The following is a 19,236-nucleotide window of genomic DNA, read 5'->3' as shown; positions in this document are numbered from 1 at the left end:
TTTGCGTAATACGAGGGATTTACATGACAGCAAAGGAGCTAATGTAATGAACTTCAAAGTAGTTATTTTAACGATTGCGACCTTTACGGTGGGTTTGGTGGAGCTGATTATCGGTGGCGTGCTACCCCAAATTGCACAGGATTTGAATGTCTCCGTAAGCACGGCAGGACAGCTTATCATGATCTATGCGCTTGTGTATGCTATTGCTGGGCCAACTTTGTTGGCGTTGACCGCCAAAATTGAACGAAAACGACTGTACCTGTGGTCGATGTTTATCTTTATTCTGGGAAGTCTGCTGGCCTTCTGGAGTCCGAATTATGCTGTCTTGTTTTTATCTCGTATCATTACCGCTGCAAGCGGGTCGCTGATCGTGACATTGTCATTGACCATTGCAGTCAAAGTGGTGTCCAAGGCTTATCAGGCCCGTGTCCTTGGTGTCATCTCCATGGGGGTTAGCTCCTCCATCGTTCTAGGTATTCCAGCCGGGGTGCTGATTGGAAATGCGTTTGGCTGGCGGGTGCTTTTCCTGATCATTGCCTTGTTGACGGTCGTTGCTATGATCGTTATCAACTTGTTTATGGAGCGGATTCCGACGGAACATGTTGTGCCTATGCGCGATCAGCTGAAATCCTTAAAAAATGTTAAAGTCATCAGTGCTCATCTGGTGACCACGCTGACACTGGCGGGCCATTACACGTTATATGCGTATTTCACTCCATTTTTAGAAAATATGATGGGCTTAAACGCTTCGTGGATTAGTGTGGCCTATTTTGTCTTTGGGCTAGCGGCAGTGAGCGGCGGATTTATTGGCGGCTCTTTGGCAGATCGGTTCGGCACAGCGAAAAGTATTCTAGTCGTCGTAGGCGTGTTTATCGCCGTGATGTTCTTGCTGCCATTCTCAATCCACTCGATTTATGTATTTGCGCCACTACTGATCATCTGGGGCATACTGAGTTGGGCCTTGTCGCCCCCGATGCAAAGTTATCTTATTGAAAATGCACCCGAATCGGGTAGTATTCAGCAAAGCTTTAATTTCTCCGCACTCCAGGTCGGGATTGCTTTAGGTTCTGCCTTGGGAGGAGTAGTGATTGAAAATAGTGAATCTGTTGCCACGAACGCTTGGGTGGGTGGGGCATTTGTGATTGTTGCTTTTGTCTGCGGCGTATTTTCGATTACCAGAGCGGGGACATCGCAGGCTGTCAGAGGGCACCACTCTGTTTCATAATTTGCTGGACCCTCGCCCTCTTTTATAATGCGAGCAAACATGTTATACTACACACAATTATGAAGAAGGAGGTGAGGTAGGTGAATCACGAGATGCTGAACAACCGTATTAGCCAGCTACCGATTGCTATGGCTGGCATTGTTCATGCTTTTCCATCCAACGGGAGAAGTCTGTCCAATTTTAATCATACGGTTGTAAACATCGCGAGAAGACGCCTACCTTAACTCGAACGGATTTCTGTATCTTCCGAAGAGTCGCGGGGTTGCTCCTGCGGCTCTTTTTGTGTTACACGGGTAAGGGTCTTCCTAAATAAAGGAGAGCCTGAACATGTATATAGTAAACGGTCAACAATTGAAAAAATACCACGCTGCCAATCTGATTTTGGATGGTGCATCGTTTGATATCCATACGGGAGAAAAGGTGGGGCTCATCGGCCGCAACGGAAGCGGTAAAACCACCCTATTACGCCTAATCGCACGTTTGTCCCGCCCGGATGAAGGGCAGCTCGTCATCGCCAAGGATACGAAAATTGGCTATTTGCCGCAAATTCCGGCGGAGTTTGAGAGCTTCACTGTGTACGAAACACTGGCTTACGCCTATCGTGAGCTGAAGGATTGCCGCAATCAGATGAGCACACTGGAACAGGAAATGTCAGATCCGATTGTGGCAGCAGACGTGGGCCTTCTGGAGAAGCTGCTGCAATCATATGCTGCCTTGCAGGAACGGTTTGAGCGCAACGGCGGCTATGAAATGGATGCGAATATTGATCAGGTGGCGGATGGTCTGCGTATTCCCAAAGGAATGTATACGCGCAGCTTCGGCTCGCTGTCGGGTGGAGAGAAAACAAAAATAGCGCTGGCATCACAGCTCATCGGACGACCGGATTTGCTGCTGCTGGATGAGCCGACCAACCATCTGGATTTGAAGGGGCTGGAATGGCTGGAGCAATTTTTGCAGGGCTACACAGGTGCGTGTGTGGTTGTATCTCATGATCGTTATTTTCTGGATCGGGTCGCCGTTAAAATGATTGAGCTTGAGGATGGCGAGGCGTTTACGTATTATACGAACTATAGCGGCTATGTTAAGGAAAAGGAAGAACGATTGCTACTGCAGTTTGAAGATTATAAGGAACAGCAAAAGCGGATTAAAAAGATGAAAGAGGCCATTCGGCGTTTTGAAGAGTGGGGGCGCAATGGCGACAACGAAAAGTTTTTCAAAAAAGCAGCCTCTATTCGTAAGGCGTTGGAGCGTATGGAGCTAGTGAAGCGGCCTGTATTGGACCCGCAGGGGGCGGAATTTCACTTAAAGTTGGAGGATCGTTCCGGTCGCCGGGTGCTTCAGTTTGAAGAAATTGTTAAAGCCTATGGAGAGCATCAGATATTAAACGGGGCAACGGGCAGTCTGGAGTTCGGTGAAAAGGTGGCCTTACTAGGTGATAACGGTTCAGGCAAAACGACGCTGCTCAAGCTGCTGCTTGGTCAGGAAAGCGCGGATGCAGGCACGGTCCAGTGGGGTGCGCGCGTAGAGTACGGATATTTGGCGCAGCAAGAGAGAGAACGGAATAGCCGGGCGACTGTGCTTGCTTACTTCAAGGAGGAAGCAGGGGTGGAAGAAGGCGAGGCACGCGGGTTGCTAGCGAAGTATTTGTTTTACGGTGCCGATGTGTTTAAGCCCGTGAGCATGCTGTCCGGTGGCGAATGGTCCCGCTTGCGGCTGGCGTTGCTGGTCATGAAAAAGCCAAATTTGTTGGTGCTGGATGAGCCGACGAACCATCTGGACATTGACTCACGCGAGGCGCTGGAGGAAGCGTTAGACACCTACACGGGAACGGTGCTGGCGATTTCACATGACCGCTATTTTGTGAATAAGCTGGCAGGACGCGTGTGGGAGCTGGAGGCTGGAAAGCTGACCTTTTATCTGGGCAGCTTTGATGAGTACCGAGCGAAGAAGCGGGAGCTGGAAAATGCTCGTCTACAGAGCGAGGGGGACACCGGGACACGCTCAACATCTGCAAGCAGTGCTGCATCCGGTGGCGGCTCAGGCTCGGGCTCAGCTGCACATTCCAGTGCAGCGAGCAATGGCACGGGGCCGGCTGCGCATACGGGAGCGACTGCGGGAGCCGATGCGAGCCGTACACGCTCAGATCGCTTGGGCTCGCCTGCTGCCGGGTCTGGGTCACGCGGAGCGAAGGCTGCGGAGCCATCACGTACGCCCGCTGCATCCAGCGAGCGGTTGGAGCGGGCCATCGCCGCCAAAGAAGCAGAATTGGCGACAGCGGATGCAGAGCTGGAGCTGCTTGGCACAAGCGACGACACGATGCACATGGCGGAGCTATGGGACGCGCGTGAGCAACTGCAAGCTGAGCTGGACGCGTTGCTCGGCGAGTGGGTTGAACTGGAGTAGGTGACAGGCGGGGAGTCACTGGTTAAATAACAGTTTTTATATAGAGGGCAGCCCTGAAGTAGAACGTTTACTAAAGGGCTGTCCTTTTTTGAAATGTAAAAACAAACATATCATTACAAAAGTTAATAACCGTTAATTAAGATAATGGGTATTGATGTATTATTGCTATTATATTTTACATATAAAGCTAGCCGTTTACATTTCGCAACATGTGATATTTTTTAATTGAACCAATTATAACATCCAATGTTACATGAAGCTTATGTTATCCATCATGATCTTACATATCAAATACACGCGTTGGAGCTATGTTGTGATTTGTATGGATGGAGGGAATGGTATGTCGGACTCCTTACTGGAGGTCAGTCAGGTAACGAAAAAAATGGGGAAAAGGTATTGGTTGGACCATGTTTCCTTTACGCTTCAGAAAGGGAAGATATATGGATTTATCGGACCTAATGGAGCGGGTAAAACGACAATGATGCGAATCATGACCGGATTAATGCAGCCAACCAGCGGCTCTGTTAAGATAGCCGGCTATGATGTACAGACGGATCGGGAAAAGGCGTTGTCCAAGGTGGGGGCTATTATTGAATCTCCGGTATTTTATGACTATATGACAGGTAGAGAGGTTTTACGCAATTTATCACGGTTACACTCTGAAATTGCACCCTCAGATCGAGAGACCCATATTGAACAGTTGCTGACAAAGGTGAGGCTGGAAGCACAGGGAGATGACAAATTGAAAGCGTATTCAACGGGAATGAAACAAAGGCTAGGTATTGCACAGTCCATGCTGGGTGCTTCTGAGCTTTTATTGCTGGATGAACCGTCTAATGGGCTTGATCCTATCGGGAAGCGTGAGCTGAGAGATATTGTGCTACAGCTCCATGCTTCAGCGAATTATACCTTTTTTATCTCCAGTCCTCTGTTGGATGAAATACAACAGATATGTGATGAGCTCATTGTTATCAAAGGAGGCAGGCTAGCCTGGAAAGGACCTGCTGAGCAGCTAGTCGAGGACAGTCAGCGGCTAGAGAATGCTTTTATGGGATTGATGGGACTATGAAATCATTAATATACAGCGAGTTCGAGCGATTGTGGAGACGAAAGTGGTTCTGGCTCATGGTATTATGTACACCGATTCTAGCCTGTTCGACAGGAGTATATTTTTTGCGCACGATGAAGGTTCCTGTAGAGTTATTATCCTTAAACTTTGTCGTTTCGGGTCTGCGTGAGAATTTGTTTTTAGTATGCAACATAGCTGTGGCTACTTTAGCGGCTGCTGTATATACAGAGGAATTTCGAAGCGGGCAACTGCGGTTGTTATTTATACGCCGATTTACCCGCGGTCAGATTTTCTGGAGTAAGCTGTTGGTTTTGAATACATCTATCTTATTTCTTCTCATTGCATTTGCAGTATCCTCGCAGGTGATCGTTGAAGTATGGACTCTTTCATATCATATAAGTGATGCGGGACTGTCCGGATCTCAAGGACTACAGATGCTTAAATACTATGGTTGGGCGCTTGCCTCATTATTGGCAATAAGCTCCTTTTACTGCTTTATCGCTATGTATAGCAAAAGTGTGACGTATGCCATCGGTGTTTGTATGGTATACAATCTGGGCTCACTGTTGTTTGATTCATTGTATTTAAAATTGGCCGCTTTGGTTTCTCATATCCCCTACTTATACAATGTGATTGCATTTATGGTTGTTCCATATATGCAGCATACAGGACTAGATAGGTCCTTAATGGGGAATTTGTCTGTGAATGGAGCGATTATCACCGTGGTTAGTCTATATCTTATCTTTTTTACTTGGGGCGCATACCGCCGTTTTGTGACTGATGATTATCTGTATTAGGGGCATCCGTAGCCTGAACATCATAAAAGTAAAAGAAAGATCCAATCGACTGCTTGAGGTCAGTTGGATCTTTTATCGTTTCTTTTCCATAAGGGACGGGTATTAATTGTCTAGTCCCGCATAGATTGACATAGGGGAAAAGGAGGTATGAGCATGTGGAGTTGGGTCAAAAAGCTGTCTACACTGGCGGCGATCCTTTTGTTGGCTGTTTTTGTAAGCGCATGCAACAAAGGCGATGCTTCAGGTAAGGTGAAAATTGAATTTTTTCAAAACAAGCCGGAGGCCAAGGGTTCATTCGATAAGCTAATCTCTCAATTCAATCAGGAACATCCCGGTATTGAAGTGACACAGGTCAACCCGCCGGAGGCAGAGACCGTGTTATTGACCCGGGTTGTCAAAAACGATGTACCTGACATTGTGGGGCTTGGAGCCACAGATACCTACTCCATTTTGGCACAAAGCGGTATTTTTACGGATCTGGCGAATACAGAATTGCCACGTACAATTGACCCGATTTACCTCAAAATGCTTAAGGATGTAACCGGGGTCGATCCCGTATATGGAATTCCTTATGCTGCGAATGCGAATGGTGTGATGTATAACAAAACGCTTTTTAAGGAAATGGGATTACAGGTGCCCAAAACGTGGGATGAGCTGATTGCAACGGCGCAAAAGATTAAGGCTGCTGGGAAAATCCCGTTCTATTTTACATATAAAGATGATTGGCAAACAAACCTCCCCTTTAATGCGCTGGGCCCGAATCTGGTGGGCATTGATTTTTTCCTGCAACGGCGTGAAAATCAGGTCACCTTTCAGGACAAGTACCGCGAGGTTGCTGAAAAGCAGCTGGAGCTGTTGAAATACGGGCATGGTGATAATTTTGGCAAAAACTATGCCGACGGTAATCGTGCCTTCGCTAACGGGCAGGGATTGATGTACATTCAGGGCTCGTGGGCCATATCTGAAATTCGCAAAGCCAACCCGCAAGTGGAGCTTGGTTTTTTCCCATTACCAACAGGGAATGACGAAAAGGCGGTCAAACTGGTGTCCGGTATAGATACACTATTAGCCGTATCGGAGAGCACTCCGCATAAAAAGGAAGCCGAGGAGTTCATTGCCTTCTTGTTGAAGCCGGAGAACAGCAAGCAATACATTACAGAGCAAACGCTGTTTTCAGCGGTGAAGGGAGTTACGCAGGATGATCCGAGTGTGGCGGAGCTGTTGCCTTATTTTAAATCGGGCCGCGTCATTGATTTTGCCGATCACTATATTCCCAAAGCGGTCCAATTGAATTCTATTGTGCAGGCCTTCCTGCAAAACGGAGACATCGACGCTTATCTGGACAAGCTAGACAGTGAGTGGAATAAGGTAGCTAACCGCCGATAGGAGAGGAGGAGGAGACATGAATAAGCGACTAACGACTTTTTACTGGATGACGGTGCCGGCGGTGCTTTTGTTTTTTGTATTTTTGACCTTGCCTGCCTTGCAGGGCTTTTATTATTCGCTTACGAACTGGAACGGCTTTGGTCATCAGTATCACTTTGTCGGGTTTAAGAACTATATTAATTTGTTTCAGGATGACAATGTGGGGAACGCATACTGGTTTACTTTCAAATTTGCGATTGTGGTTACCATTGCAACTAATATCCTTAGTTTGCTGATTGCGCTAGGGCTGAATGCTAAAATACGGTTTCGTAACTTTTTCCGCGGTATTTATTTTCTGCCTAATATTTTGAGCGTGCTAATCGTGGGTTACATATTCAATTACTTGTTCTCGAACGTGTTTACGATTTGGGGGCAAAATTTAGGGATTACCTCATTGTCGACGAACATTTTGGGCAGCGAGCAACTGGCTTGGGTGGGGGTTGTCATCGTAGCTGTATGGCAGGGGATTGCCTTTAATACGATTCTCTATCTGGCCGGGCTGCAAACCATTCCGACAAGTCTGTATGAGGCGTCCAACCTGGACGGTGCGGGTAAATGGCGCGAATTCTGGAGCATTACCTTTCCGTTAATTGCTCCATTTTTTACGATCAATATGGTATTGGCGATGAAAAACTCCCTGATGGTGTTCGATCAGATCGTGGCTTTGACGAATGGCGGGCCGGGACGGGCCACCCAGTCGATTTCCCACCTGATATACACCGGGGGATTTAGAGGTGGAGAATTTGCTTATCAGTCGGCTAACTCTGTTATTTACTTTATTGTGATCGCGATCATTTCCATCTTACAGCTGCGATTCCTCCAGAGAAGGGAGATGGATAACTGATGAAGACAAGCAGACGTACCAACTGGCCTGTGCTGCTTCTGGTAGCGTTGGGAACAATATTTATTCTGTTTCCTCTCTATATGACGGTGACGATAGCACTTAAAAATCCCGAGCAGATGGCGCAGTCCGCCTTTGCCTTTCCGACCGAGCTGCATTGGGAGAATTTTAGTCGTGCAGTTGAAATGACCCATTTCTTCAGCGCTTTTCAGAACAGTGTGATGGTCACGACATCGACGGTCATACTCACTTTGCTAACCAATTCAATGGTCGCTTATGCGATTGCCCGTAATATGCAGCGACGCTTTTTTAAGGGATTATATTTTTACTTTGTGAGCGCCATGTTTATACCGTTCCCGATCATCATGCTGCCGATTGTAAAACTGGCCTCGGGCCTTCATATGACTAATCTGTTGGGTCTCATTATGCTGCATACGGTGTATGGTTTGGCGTTTAATGTCTTCGTGTATGTCGGTTATATTCGCTCCATTCCGGTGGCATTGGAAGAGGCAGCCACGGTAGATGGTGCGACGACATGGGGGACTTTTTGGCGCATTATATTCCCGCTGATGGCGCCGATTAGTGCTACGGTGGGGATTCTCACTTGTCTGTCCACATATAACGACTTCCTGCTGCCGCTCATTATTATCAGTGATGCGGAGCAGTATACACTACCGCTCGTCCAGTATGTATTTCAGGGGCAGTTCAATACCGACTTTAATTTGGCCTTTGCTTCGTACCTGATGGCCTTGCTGCCGATGATTATTGTCTATCTGATTGCACAAAAATGGATTATCAATGGCGTTACGCAAGGTTCTGTGAAGTAGGGCGGGAGTCAATCGTTTCAGGCAGACTGTGCCTTCCTAGGAAATTAAAAAGGGGTTCCCTATACCACGGTTCACACAGGTATAGAGGACCCTCTTTTTATAGCATTGCTATTTAGATGCTTCGCTGTTGCTTGTCAGAGGCTGCAAGGGTACGGTTGTCTCTGCTTCCGGGTCGTCCGTTGTATAGTAGAACATATAGATAGAAGCTTCCTTCCCTTTGAAGTTCTTGTAGACATCCACTGCCTTGTTATTGCCGTCTCCGGCGAAATTGGCTGTGATCGGCTTGCCGATAATCCGTTCTTTACCCAGGCCAATATGCGTCTGGTTAATCCCTCCAAAGTGAGCGTCCTCGCTTTCGGTTTCTACGAATAAGTCCGATCCCTGTTTGTAGTAGGTCCACTTCACAGGATAGCCACCGATTTGCGTCGTTAGCGTCTGCTTTTGGTCAGAAATATCAGTTAAACGCTGTGGCGTTTTGTCATCCGAATGGGTCGTAACCTTGTATTTGCCTGTAAAAGTAACAGGAGTGTCCTTGATAATCACAAGATTGGACGGTCGTTCAAAACGGATCGTGTTCAGATCGTGTTCCTGATCAGGTGAAGACCAACGACTACCCTCTAGCGTTGTGCCGTTCACAGAAAGAAAGTATTTTTGATAAGGTAACATGGCGAATTTCTTTTCGCTTCTGATCGTGACACGGATTTGTGTAGGTGTGACAATCATTTGTTCTAGCGTAAAATTCGGATTGCCGTTCTCCAACGGGGTATTCAGCACGCTTTTAATCGTCCCGCTTTCCATTTTCTTTTTGCTTAGCTGCAGATCAAAGTTTATGGGTTCATTTATACTTTTCTCAGTTTGCGCATATTGCAGTTTGAAAGTAGTCTGTCCTTCCGGTATATCTGCTTTAGTAAAATACTGCTGGGCTGTGTATTCCCCATTCTCTCCGGGTGTACCAAAAGCTCCTCCAGGTTGAGGTCTCACAGGTTCTCCACCTTTGTAGGCAATGATTTGTGGATTGTCCCATTCCTTCGGCTTGGACGAATCGAAGGTAATGGCCGAGGACAACATTAGTTTATCCTTCCCTTGTTCGAATACCTGTACCTTCAAATCTTGTAAGCCGTTACGATCCAGCTTGAACGTCTGCATCTGAGGCGATTTGATATCGAGTGGCAAATCCAGTTCCTGAACGCTGGTGAGCTCAATATGATCTAGGGTCAGTCGCACGTCCTCTGTTTCTTGCTGCGGTGTCCAATCGCTTTCAAAGTAGCCGTTATAACGTTGGTTTTTCTCGTCCCATTGTTGAAAGTTATACTCGCCTGCACTGCTTTTCCCCGCAGCACTTTTAAGCGATACGCCTTTGACATTCCAAAATTCGTTCTCTGAGCGTTTTCCGACCTCCAAGCTGTACAGAATCACGGTCCGGTTCTCATCGACAATAGCGGTATGCAGCGTCAGCTTCACTCCGTCTCTGGTTACGGATTGCTCCAGCGGCTGTCCAAGGTCTTGATTTAGTGCCGTCTGAATGCCGCTTCTTCCGTGCAGCAGATCGCCCCAATTATAATGGATGGCGGCATAGACGGGAACGGCAACGAGAAGTGCACTCAGAGAGGCGGCGATAGCTATTTTACGCCAATTTCTGTGTCGGTGCGGAGTGAATGAATCAGAAGTGTCGGTTAGCTCAGGGGCAGTATGCCCTGTCTGTTCCATCCGGTTCCACATCTCATCGAAGTCAGGATAGGCCATTTCCGAATCATCATTTAACTTGCGCTTCAATGCCTTTTCTATGTTGTTCATAGTTCTCTCCTTCCATCTCGGGAATTTGTACCCCTGCATCCCGCAGTATTTGCTCCAATAACTTTAGTCCTTTGTGAGTCCTCGATTTGACGGTTCCCAGCGGAATTTCCAGCAGTTTTGATATTTCCGCCAGCGTGAAATCATGCATATAGCGGAGTGTCAGCACAGCGCGGATTTTGGCTGGAAGTCGATTCATATAAACGGCCCATTCCTCTGCTGATTCGCGTTCTTCCACCAGCCTGTCTACAGGCTTACCTTCCGCCCCGCTAAATAGATAGGGATTAGCCGATACCTTCAAATGCAGGCTTTTCTGGCGTTTAAGGTAATTCAGACAATGATTGACCGTAATTTTCATAATCCAGGCTTTTAGTTGTTCGATCTGTTGACGATTGCTGCGAAACAGGATGATAAACACTTCCTGTGTTAAATCCTCTGCATCCGATGCATTATGTACCATGTAGTAGCAGGTTCGGTATACATCTCGTTGATACAAATCAAACAACTCTCGATTACTCTCCAATGATGTGCTCTCCTTTCTCGTGCAGTTTATCTATATAACAACTGAGGTCCTCAAAAGGTTCATTTGGTTGCGAAAAGTAAACCGTCTGCTTCAAATGTACCACACGAAAAAAAGAAGCCTGTAAATCTCAAAACTGCAGATTTACAGGCTTCTCATATGTTCCTAAGCTAGACTCTATGGGATGACACTTCTTCACGCGAAAACCGTCAATGGATAGCTTGCGGACCTACTCCGCTTAGTCAACCAGCCGTACTAGCGTTCTTCCTTGCGAGCGGGCTGCAAGGATGTCTTCGAGCGCGCTTGGCAGGTCAGCCAATCCGACTTCGCGCTCAACGAGCTGCTCCAGCCGCTCCGGCTTCCATTCGCTGCCGATTCGCTTCCAGATCGCTACGCGGGTGTCGTATGGGCAGAAGACAGAGTCTATGCCCAGCAGACTTACGCCGCGCAAAATAAACGGCAGCACTGTCGTAGGCAGCTTGGTGCCTGCCGTCAGGCCGCTCACGGCTACAGAGCCGTTGTAGGCGATTTGGCTGAGCAGCGAAGCGAGCGGCTTTCCGCCTACAGGATCAACAGCCGCTTGAAAAAGCTGCTTGCCCAGCGGGCGGATGCTCTCCGCACCGTCGTAGACCTCCTCACGGGAAATGATCTCGGCTGCTCCGAGCGCCTTGAGGTAATCGTGAGCATCAGCCTTGCCACTGCTGGCTACGACATGGTAGCCTCTCTTGTTCAGCAGGGCAATAGCTGCCCCGCCTACGCCGCCCGTCGCTCCAGTGACGAGTACCTTGCCCTGCTCTGGAGTAACACCATTTTGCTCCAGCCGATATAACGACAGGGCTGCGGTGAATCCGGCTGTTCCGAATATCATCGCCTCTCTCGGCGTGAGTCCGTCTGGAAGTGGAACCACCCAGTCCGCAGGCACGCGTGCATATTGGCTGAATCCCCCGAATTGAGACACACCCAGCCCGTATCCGGTAACGAGCACCGCTTGTCCTTCGCTAAAGCGGCTGTCCTCCGAAGAGACGACGGTTCCCGAGCAATCTATGCCTGGTACGAACGGATAGGCTTTGACAATATTGCCATCCTTGCGGGCAGCAAGCCCATCTTTATAATTGATGCTGGAATAAGCGACACGAATCAATACTTCTCCAGCAGGTAAACTGCTAGCTTCCAGAGAACGTACCTCTGCTTGAACTTCATTATCCTGCGTCTGATCGACGACAAGAGCTTGAAATGATTGAGTCATCTGTAAAAGCCTCCTTTATTACCTTTTAACCCTATGAATGTCCTATATATTCCATCTTTAATTCACAAATTATGCTTAGGAAGCATACAACAATCTTCACAACCTGTCAGCGGCAATGCTCACAGGCTCGTATTCTATTATACTCTTTAGCTCCATAATTACGTCGAAAAGACCAGATTCCTGGTATATTCTTTCAATATTCTGTTTCAATAAAGTTCGATAATCAATTATAAAGAGAGTGATAAATGAATTCTTACGCATTTTGCAAATCATTTTACGCAAACGGGATGTATTTTCAGAATGACTGTGCTAACATACCTTTTGATCGTTAAATAAATCTATGAAGAAAGGTGAATGAATGACAACCAGAGCACTAAAAAATGGTTCGGTATTGTCCGAAGCCAAGGAACTGAATTTGTTCCGTTTGACATGGCCTATTTTCCTTGAATTATTCCTGTTTATGTTAATGGGAAGCGTCGATACATTCATGCTCAGCTCTGTATCTGATAATGCAGTGTCGGGTGTGGGCGCGTCCAATCAAATTATTTCAATCGCTATCCTTGTACTGGAGGTTATCGGCAACGGCGCTGCTATCGTCGTAGCTCAATATATCGGTTCTAAGAAACTAGTCGAAGCGGCCCAGGTTACAGGTACGGCCATTACGTTGAATTTGATGGTAGGTCTTTTGCTAAGCGTAATTTTTCTTGTGTTTGGTACGCATATGTTGCAATGGCTGAATGTCCAGGGGGACATTCTTACGTATGCGGAATCCTATATGAGCATCGTCGGGGGGGCTATTTTCCTTCAGGCATTGATTAACGCGCTGGCGGCGACCATTCGTACGCACGGTTTTACCAAAGAAACGATGTATGTATCGGTTTTTATGAATGTGATCCACGTGGTCGGCAACTATGTTTTGATTTTGGGGCATTGGGGAATGCCAGCACTCGGTGTAGAAGGTGCTGCTATTTCTACAGTAGGTAGCCGCTTTATTTGTCTCTTGATCTTCTTCTGGTTGATGTACCGGGTCACTGAGGTTCGTGTCGAGTGGAAATATTATGTCCAATTGTCCAAAAAGTTTATCTCTAAAATATTGCGTATTGGTGTACCATCCGCGCTGGAGTCCATTATGTATCAGTCGTGTCAGCTCATCTTCACACTGTACGTGACTTATCTTGGCGCAGAAGCAATGGCGACACGTCAATATGCGAATAATATATCAAGCTATATTTACTTGTTCAGTATGGCAGTCGGTATGGGTACGGCTATTGTGGTAGGAAGGCTCGTGGGAGCCAGACAGAAGGATACTGCCTATAAACGTGTACTGACCAGTGTGAAATGGGCGTTGCTCGTGACCGTGATTATTGATGCGGTGGTCATCTTTTTCCGTGTTCCCTTGCTTGGTTTGTTCACGGAAAACCCTGAAATTATTCGTTTGGGAGCACAGGTCATTTTACTTAGCATTCTGCTAGAAACTGGCCGGACAACGAATATCGTCATTATTAACTCGTTGCGTGCTGCTGGAGATGCGAAGTTCCCGGTCTTTATGGGTCTGATCTCCATGGTCTGCATGAGCTTGCCGCTTGGTTATCTGCTTGTATTCAAGCTGGACATGGGGCTTGCCGGCGTGTGGCTGGCGATTGCTGCTGATGAATGGACTCGTGCTGTCATCATGTATGCCCGCTGGAAAAGCCGGTTATGGGAAAAGCATGCGTTGGTCGAGCACGATACACCAGATCAGTCTGTAACGCCCGTTCCGGCACACTGATCCGAGCAGTATTTATGGTTACGCGGAGGCAGTTCAAGAGAACATCTTGAACTGCCTCTTTTTGCTCCTGGAGAACCATACTTCTACACGGTGGCACGATAGGCAACTTTGAAGTTCGACTTATATCATAATGGCATTCATAAATAGAAGTATGGTAAATTTACTAAAAAAAAGATATACTTTTGTTGCACTAACGCAGTACATGAAAGACAAGGAGTGTACCGATGAAGAAGCCGACGATTGAAGATGTTGCCCAGAAGGCAGGAGTGTCTAAAAGCACTGTCTCGCAATTTCTGAACAAACGATATAAATATATGAGCGACCAGACCAGAGACCGGATTGCCGAGGTTATTCAAGAGCTGAACTATCAGCCTAACGGGCTGGCCCGCAGCTTGAAGCAAAACCGGACGTTTATGGTGGGGGTCATTGTAGCCAACATTGACTATACCCTTTCGATCCAGTCTATCCGTGCGATTGAGGAGGAATTGCAGCGTTTTGGCATTCAGGTGATCATTTGCAACGCCGATGAAAATCCGGACAAGGAGGGCCAATATATTGAGATGCTCAAGGCTCGGCAGGTGGACGGCCTGATCATCTTCCCGACAGGCAAGCATGCAGATATTTACAACCAGCTCATTCGTGAAAAGTATCCGTTAGTGTTTTTGGACCGTTTGGTAGACGGGGTGAATACGCGCAGCCTGTTGCTGGATAACGAAATGGCGATTAAGCTGGCGATTCAGGAACTTGTGGCTCACAAACATGAGCGAATTGCGCTGATTACTTTGCCCCTTGGCTTGAATCGGATTACTCCACGGGTGGAGCGGCTCAGCGGATACAAAAAGGCGCTGGAGGAGCATGGCTTGCCATTTCGAGAAGAGTATATGCGCAGTGTGCCGAGAGAAGAAATCCAGCAGACACTGAAGGAGTTGTTCCAGCTGCCAGAGCCGCCGACTGCGCTGTTGGCCGGGAATGATATTGTGCTAGCAGAGGTGCTGAAATATGTGAATGCCCGCCGTATACGCATTCCGGTGGAGTTGTCTATTATCGGCATTGACGATGCGGAGTTTGCCCATATTTACAATCCGCCGATTACGACTATTACGCAACCGATTGCGGATATGGGGAAGCAAGCGGCAAAGACGCTGCTGTCCAGCATTGAGGAGGGCGGCGAATCGGTTCCGATTATCTACCGATTTGTGCCGGATATTAATCGGGGAGAATCCGTTAAAACGTTGTAGACGAGCATCATGTCATATATTTAAAATAGCCCGTATTCCTTTGTACGACCTGAGCTTGCGTATGCTACTCAGGTCACACAAATGCGAATACGGGCTATTGAAGGTTAAGGCCGACTTCTTTCGGCCTTGTTGAGCTTGCGCTAATAGCGGTGAAGGCTATGCGGGGAATGAAACCGGATTAATTCGTGCTGGCACTGAGCAAAAAGGATTCCAGCTCGGCTCGTGTCGGATAGCCGTCCATGTCTCCGGCTGACATGACAGCCAGTGCGCCAAGGGCATTACCGCGTTTGACGGCCTCTGCCAGGGGCAAGCCTTCCAGCAGCGCGCTGATAACACCTGCGGCAAATCCGTCACCCGCGCCTACGGTATCAACGACATGCTCTACGCGGAAGCGTTTGACGTATCCCTCAGCATCTGCGGATTTGTAATATGCACCTTCGGTTCCCAGCTTGATGATGACCAGCGAGGTACCTCGGTCAAGATAGAAGGAAGCGATATCCTCCGGTGAGGTGTAGCCTGTCAATATTTTACCTTCATGAATGCCGGGTAGAAGCCAGTCGCACCCCTCAGATGCTTCGTTAATCGCCTCCACCATCGTTTGCGTGTCAGGCCATAACTTGGGTCTGAGGTTCGGATCAAAGGATACGGTTTTGCCAGCCTTTTTCATAAATTGCCGCGCATGTCGTGCGAAATCACGGCACTCAGGGGAGAGGGCGACAGAAATACCTGTAAAATGCAGATGGCGAGCTCCGGAAAAGTAAGCCTCGTTAAAATCAGCGATGCTTAATGTGGAAGCGGCGGAATGTTTGCGGAAGTATTCCACCTCTGGGTCCCCACTTGTAACTTTGGATTTAATCAGCATGCCGGTAGAGTGGTCTTTGGTAAACATGACGTTCTGGGTGTCGATCCCTTCCTGACGTAGCGCACTGGCAATGAACTTGCCGAACGTATCCTCGCCGATTTTGGTCACGAGTCCCGCCCGTAGACCCAAACGCGCCAAACCGGCTGAAACATTCGTCTCTGCCCCGGCCAACGCTTTGGTGAATGAACGCACCTCATCCAGAGAGCCTGCTTCATTGGCATAAAACATGGCCATCGGTTCTCCGAAGGTAACAGCATCCAATGTTGCGGTCATTTGTATTCCTCCTTATGTTTAGTAAACTTAATCTGTAAGCGCATGCACCAACTGAATAAATTGAAATTATCACATAAATCGGTTTTTCACAATGATGAAGTTGATATATTTGCTAAAAACTTTTTGGGTAATATAGATAAAAAAATCGATTTTGTTTATCAAAAGGTAAAAAGCGTGTAAAACTTCGTGTGTATTAAGGTTTTTTCTAGGAATGGTGAAGTTTTGGGTTGACACCCTCTTAGATAATTATTACAATTCTAGCTAAGAAGTAGAGTTAGAAACCGCTTTTATAACAATTCCGTTGATAAAAAAGTTTATCTAAACAGGAGGAATGTTTTTATGGAAATGCGTTATTCAACTCATCCCGAACATGCCAAGCATTTTACGACTGAAGAGTTGCGTCAGCACTATCTGATCCAGGAACTGTTTGTACCTGAGGAGGTAAAGCTGGTCTATACGCATGAAGATCGTGTCATTATCGGGGGCATTTATCCCGTGAATAAATCTGTTGCACTGGAAGGTAACGATCAAATCAAAGCGGAAACTTTCCTGGAGCGCCGCGAACTGGGTATTTTTAATGTCGGGGGCAGTGGTACGGTCAAGGTAGACGGTGAAACTTACGAGTTGGCCACAAAAGACTGTCTCTACGTAGGTAAAGGTGGCAAGGAGTTGATCTTTGAAAGCGATTCCAGTGAAAAGCCTGCGAAATTTTATATCGTTTCAGCTTTGGCTCATACCACGTATCCGACGACGAAGCAGTCTTTTGCCGATGTACCGTCTGAAAGTCTGGGTTCGCAGGAAACAGCCAACAACCGTACGTTGCGTCGCTTTATCCATGATGAAGGCATTCAAAGTTGCCAATTGGTTATGGGGATGACGACGTTGGAGAACGGCAGTGTGTGGAACTCCATGCCGACACATGTTCATGACCGTCGTATGGAAGTATATTTCTACTTTGAACTGGATGAGAATGCGAGAATGTTCCACCTGATGGGTGAACCGAACGAAACGCGCCATCTGGTGATGAAGAATGATGAAGCCGTTATTTCTCCACCTTGGTCTATTCACTGCGGTGCGGCTACGGGCAGCTATACCTTCATTTGGGGCATGGCCGGTGAAAATAAAACATACAAAGACATGGATCAGGTTGCCATGAGCGAGTTGCGCTAATCCGATCAGTGTATTGGAGCGTAGACCTGCAAGCGGCTGAGGGTACATGGTCATCCCATTCGTGGAAAGGATCAGGAACATGACGAAAAAGAAAGTTTTGGAACATATCACTTCAGTAGGTGTCGTCGCAGTCATTCGGGGAAACACGGCAGAGGAAGCGTATCTCATGTCTAAAGCCTGCATTGAAGGGGGCTTGGATAACATTGAGCTTACGTTTACGACACCGGATGCGGATCAGGTCATTCGAAGATTAAGAGACGAATTTAAAGATCGGGCAGTGATTGGTGCAGGAACGGTACTGGAGTCACTGACGGCAAGAATTGCTATTCTGGCCGGAGCAGAGTTTGTCGTGAGTCCTTCTTTTGAAGAAGAAACAGCGAAGCTGTGCAATTTGTATGCGATTCCTTATATGCCCGGCTGTATGACGCTCAATGAGATCAAGGAAGCCATGAAGTTGGGTAGCGATGTCGTGAAGTTGTTCCCAGGCAGTGCGATGGGGGCGGACTTTGTTAAGGCCGTAAGAGGTCCAATGCCTCATGTACAGATTATGCCAACCGGTGGCGTTGATCTGGACAATATGGAAACCTGGCTGCGTAACGGATGTGTAGCCGTGGGAATTGGGGGTAATTTGACGGCTCCAGCCAAAGAGGGTCGCTACGACTTGATCACAGAAAATGCAGCACGTTATGTAGCTAAATATAAGGAAGTACGCGCAGCGCTGTAGGCTTCAGGAAATATGGGTTTTTATACTAAATTGTGATGGAGGCGTAGGCATGGGTCTGGACAATTTTTCATTGGATTTTTTCAGTCTGAAAGGTAAAACGGCAATTGTAACAGGAGGCAACAGTGGTTTGGGTCAAGGGTATTCCGTAGCTTTGGCCAAAGCGGGTGCAGACCTGTTCATTGTAGCTAACAATGATGATTATGAAGAAACAAGACGTCTGGTCGAACCTACAGGTGTGAAGGTTGTCTTTCATGAGGCAGATCTGACGCAAAAAGAATCCATTAAAAAAATTGTAGAAGAATGCGTCAATGAATTCGGTAAAATTGATATCCTTGTAAACAATGCAGGTACGATTCGTCGCGCTCCTCTGCTGGAGTATAAAGATGAGGATTGGGACGCTGTCATGGAGATCAATCTGAATGCCGTATATCATCTGAGCCAGGAAGTGGCAAAGGTAATGGTAGAGCAAAAAAGCGGGAAGATTATCAATGTCGCTTCTATGCTTGCTTTTCAGGGTGGCAAATTCGTTCCGCCGTATACAGCGAGCAAGCATGCGGTAGCTGGTTTGACCAAGGCATTTGCGAACGAGCTGGCGGTTCATAACGTTCAGATCAATGCGATTGCGCCGGGTTATATTGCAACGGCAAACACGGCTCCAATCCGTGCGGATGAAAGTCGCAATCAAGAAATCTTGTCGCGTATTCCTGCAGGTCGTTGGGGCGATCCGTCTGATTTGATGGGAGTTGTGGTTTTCCTCGCCAGTCAGGGTTCCGACTACATGAACGGTCATATCTTGGCGGTGGACGGCGGCTGGTTGGTACGTTAAGCAGCGCTGGTCGCATCGAGGTTTATGAACTGAAAGCTGCCTCAAAAGGAAACTATCCTTTCAGGCAGCTTTTATTTTTTCAATGAAGCTATATGGTGAACTTGAAGACTTGGGGCGCTGTGTCGATCCGTCCTATGCATATGGCACGAATGCCTTTATAATTTAATGAGATAAAAATTGCTAGGCTCCAGCCGTACACTTGGTTGGAGCCTTTGAGCATAATACAGATGG

The 19,236-nt window shown here is 47.4% G+C and carries 17 protein-coding genes; 13 read left to right on the top strand and 4 right to left on the bottom strand.

The genetic code is table 11. The features are described 5' to 3' along the window. The first annotated feature begins 46 nt into the window (after positions 1 to 46). The 8 genes from KAI37_RS24705 (at position 47) to KAI37_RS24670 (ending at position 8,587) form a co-directional block, all read left to right on the top strand. Positions 47 to 1,225 (top strand): MFS transporter, encoded by a 1,179-nt coding sequence (locus KAI37_RS24705; protein ID WP_076292751.1) that lies wholly within the window; start codon positions 47 to 49, stop codon positions 1,223 to 1,225. Between the two features lie 80 nt (positions 1,226 to 1,305). Continuing rightward, a complete protein-coding gene (locus KAI37_RS24700) occupies positions 1,306 to 1,449 on the top strand; it encodes an RAxF-45 family protein (RefSeq protein ID WP_179085895.1) in 144 nt (47 codons plus the stop codon). A 103-nt stretch (positions 1,450 to 1,552) separates the two neighbouring features. Beyond that, positions 1,553 to 3,628 (top strand): ribosomal protection-like ABC-F family protein, encoded by a 2,076-nt coding sequence (gene abc-f, locus KAI37_RS24695; RefSeq protein WP_220030419.1) that lies wholly within the window; start codon positions 1,553 to 1,555, stop codon positions 3,626 to 3,628. A gap of 340 nt (positions 3,629 to 3,968) precedes the next feature. Then, positions 3,969 to 4,697 (top strand): ABC transporter ATP-binding protein, encoded by a 729-nt coding sequence (locus KAI37_RS24690; RefSeq protein WP_071643772.1) that lies wholly within the window; start codon positions 3,969 to 3,971, stop codon positions 4,695 to 4,697. After that, entirely contained in the window at positions 4,694 to 5,494 is an 801-nt protein-coding gene (locus KAI37_RS24685) for an ABC transporter permease (RefSeq protein ID WP_220030418.1), read from the top strand. The genes KAI37_RS24690 and KAI37_RS24685 overlap by 4 nt, the downstream gene beginning before the upstream one ends. A 153-nt stretch (positions 5,495 to 5,647) precedes the next feature. Further along, on the top strand, positions 5,648 to 6,880 hold the full coding sequence (locus KAI37_RS24680; RefSeq protein ID WP_071643768.1) for an ABC transporter substrate-binding protein: 1,233 nt from the start codon (positions 5,648 to 5,650) through the stop codon (positions 6,878 to 6,880). 16 nt (positions 6,881 to 6,896) lie between these two features. Then, on the top strand, positions 6,897 to 7,763 hold the full coding sequence (locus KAI37_RS24675; protein ID WP_053326352.1) for a carbohydrate ABC transporter permease: 867 nt from the start codon (positions 6,897 to 6,899) through the stop codon (positions 7,761 to 7,763). Then, positions 7,763 to 8,587 (top strand): carbohydrate ABC transporter permease, encoded by an 825-nt coding sequence (locus tag KAI37_RS24670; protein ID WP_220030417.1) that lies wholly within the window; start codon positions 7,763 to 7,765, stop codon positions 8,585 to 8,587. The genes KAI37_RS24675 and KAI37_RS24670 overlap by 1 nt, the downstream gene beginning before the upstream one ends. Positions 8,588 to 8,695: 108 nt before the next feature. Here the strand turns inward: KAI37_RS24670 and KAI37_RS24665 are convergent, their stop codons facing one another. From KAI37_RS24665 to KAI37_RS24655, 3 genes are all read right to left on the bottom strand, one after another. Then, positions 8,696 to 10,381, bottom strand: a complete 1,686-nt coding sequence (locus tag KAI37_RS24665; protein WP_220030416.1) for a DUF4179 domain-containing protein — start codon at positions 10,379 to 10,381, stop codon at positions 8,696 to 8,698. Continuing rightward, positions 10,341 to 10,901: an RNA polymerase sigma factor gene (locus tag KAI37_RS24660; RefSeq protein ID WP_220030415.1), complete on the bottom strand. Its 561-nt coding sequence runs from the start codon at positions 10,899 to 10,901 to the stop codon at positions 10,341 to 10,343. The genes KAI37_RS24665 and KAI37_RS24660 overlap by 41 nt, the downstream gene beginning before the upstream one ends. A gap of 235 nt (positions 10,902 to 11,136) precedes the next feature. Beyond that, positions 11,137 to 12,144: an acrylyl-CoA reductase family protein gene (locus KAI37_RS24655; RefSeq protein WP_220030414.1), complete on the bottom strand. Its 1,008-nt coding sequence runs from the start codon at positions 12,142 to 12,144 to the stop codon at positions 11,137 to 11,139. Between the two features lie 358 nt (positions 12,145 to 12,502). Here KAI37_RS24655 and KAI37_RS24650 point away from each other — a divergent pair, with 358 nt between their 5' ends. Both KAI37_RS24650 and KAI37_RS24645 read left to right on the top strand, forming a co-directional pair. After that, on the top strand, positions 12,503 to 13,912 hold the full coding sequence (locus KAI37_RS24650) for an MATE family efflux transporter (protein ID WP_071643757.1): 1,410 nt from the start codon (positions 12,503 to 12,505) through the stop codon (positions 13,910 to 13,912). 224 nt (positions 13,913 to 14,136) lie between these two features. Further along, entirely contained in the window at positions 14,137 to 15,150 is a 1,014-nt protein-coding gene (locus tag KAI37_RS24645) for a LacI family DNA-binding transcriptional regulator (RefSeq protein ID WP_076292743.1), read from the top strand. A gap of 178 nt (positions 15,151 to 15,328) precedes the next feature. Here the strand turns inward: KAI37_RS24645 and KAI37_RS24640 are convergent, their stop codons facing one another. Next, a complete protein-coding gene (locus tag KAI37_RS24640; RefSeq protein WP_220030413.1) occupies positions 15,329 to 16,285 on the bottom strand; it encodes a sugar kinase in 957 nt (318 codons plus the stop codon). A gap of 339 nt (positions 16,286 to 16,624) precedes the next feature. Between KAI37_RS24640 and kduI the strand changes: the two genes are divergently transcribed. The 3 genes from kduI to kduD all read left to right on the top strand — a co-directional run bounded on the left by kduI (position 16,625) and on the right by kduD (position 19,005). After that, positions 16,625 to 17,455 (top strand): 5-dehydro-4-deoxy-D-glucuronate isomerase, encoded by an 831-nt coding sequence (kduI, locus tag KAI37_RS24635; RefSeq protein WP_023990866.1) that lies wholly within the window; start codon positions 16,625 to 16,627, stop codon positions 17,453 to 17,455. A gap of 79 nt (positions 17,456 to 17,534) precedes the next feature. Beyond that, a complete protein-coding gene (locus KAI37_RS24630; protein ID WP_025683172.1) occupies positions 17,535 to 18,179 on the top strand; it encodes a bifunctional 2-keto-4-hydroxyglutarate aldolase/2-keto-3-deoxy-6-phosphogluconate aldolase in 645 nt (214 codons plus the stop codon). Between the two features lie 49 nt (positions 18,180 to 18,228). After that, on the top strand, positions 18,229 to 19,005 hold the full coding sequence (gene kduD / locus KAI37_RS24625; protein WP_071643751.1) for a 2-dehydro-3-deoxy-D-gluconate 5-dehydrogenase KduD: 777 nt from the start codon (positions 18,229 to 18,231) through the stop codon (positions 19,003 to 19,005). Positions 19,006 to 19,236: the final 231 nt, after the last annotated feature.

Origin of the sequence: Paenibacillus sp. S25 (assembly GCF_019454085.1) — a bacterium.
In the GTDB taxonomy this organism is placed as follows: Bacteria; Bacillota; Bacilli; order Paenibacillales; family Paenibacillaceae; genus Paenibacillus; species Paenibacillus polymyxa_B.
Note: the sequence above shows the minus strand (reverse complement) of the source record. Positions and strands in the feature narration are given on the sequence as shown.

Coding starts and splice junctions, on each gene's coding strand:
- KAI37_RS24705 (WP_076292751.1), top strand. CDS start 47: ATGAACTTCAAAGTAGTTATTTTAACGATTGCGACCTTTACGGTGGGT.
- abc-f (WP_220030419.1), top strand. CDS start 1,553: ATGTATATAGTAAACGGTCAACAATTGAAAAAATACCACGCTGCCAAT.
- KAI37_RS24690 (WP_071643772.1), top strand. CDS start 3,969: ATGTCGGACTCCTTACTGGAGGTCAGTCAGGTAACGAAAAAAATGGGG.
- KAI37_RS24685 (WP_220030418.1), top strand. CDS start 4,694: ATGAAATCATTAATATACAGCGAGTTCGAGCGATTGTGGAGACGAAAG.
- KAI37_RS24680 (WP_071643768.1), top strand. CDS start 5,648: ATGTGGAGTTGGGTCAAAAAGCTGTCTACACTGGCGGCGATCCTTTTG.
- KAI37_RS24675 (WP_053326352.1), top strand. CDS start 6,897: ATGAATAAGCGACTAACGACTTTTTACTGGATGACGGTGCCGGCGGTG.
- KAI37_RS24670 (WP_220030417.1), top strand. CDS start 7,763: ATGAAGACAAGCAGACGTACCAACTGGCCTGTGCTGCTTCTGGTAGCG.
- KAI37_RS24665 (WP_220030416.1), bottom strand. CDS start 10,381: ATGAACAACATAGAAAAGGCATTGAAGCGCAAGTTAAATGATGATTCG.
- KAI37_RS24655 (WP_220030414.1), bottom strand. CDS start 12,144: ATGACTCAATCATTTCAAGCTCTTGTCGTCGATCAGACGCAGGATAAT.
- KAI37_RS24650 (WP_071643757.1), top strand. CDS start 12,503: ATGACAACCAGAGCACTAAAAAATGGTTCGGTATTGTCCGAAGCCAAG.
- KAI37_RS24645 (WP_076292743.1), top strand. CDS start 14,137: ATGAAGAAGCCGACGATTGAAGATGTTGCCCAGAAGGCAGGAGTGTCT.
- KAI37_RS24640 (WP_220030413.1), bottom strand. CDS start 16,285: ATGACCGCAACATTGGATGCTGTTACCTTCGGAGAACCGATGGCCATG.
- kduI (WP_023990866.1), top strand. CDS start 16,625: ATGGAAATGCGTTATTCAACTCATCCCGAACATGCCAAGCATTTTACG.
- KAI37_RS24630 (WP_025683172.1), top strand. CDS start 17,535: ATGACGAAAAAGAAAGTTTTGGAACATATCACTTCAGTAGGTGTCGTC.
- kduD (WP_071643751.1), top strand. CDS start 18,229: ATGGGTCTGGACAATTTTTCATTGGATTTTTTCAGTCTGAAAGGTAAA.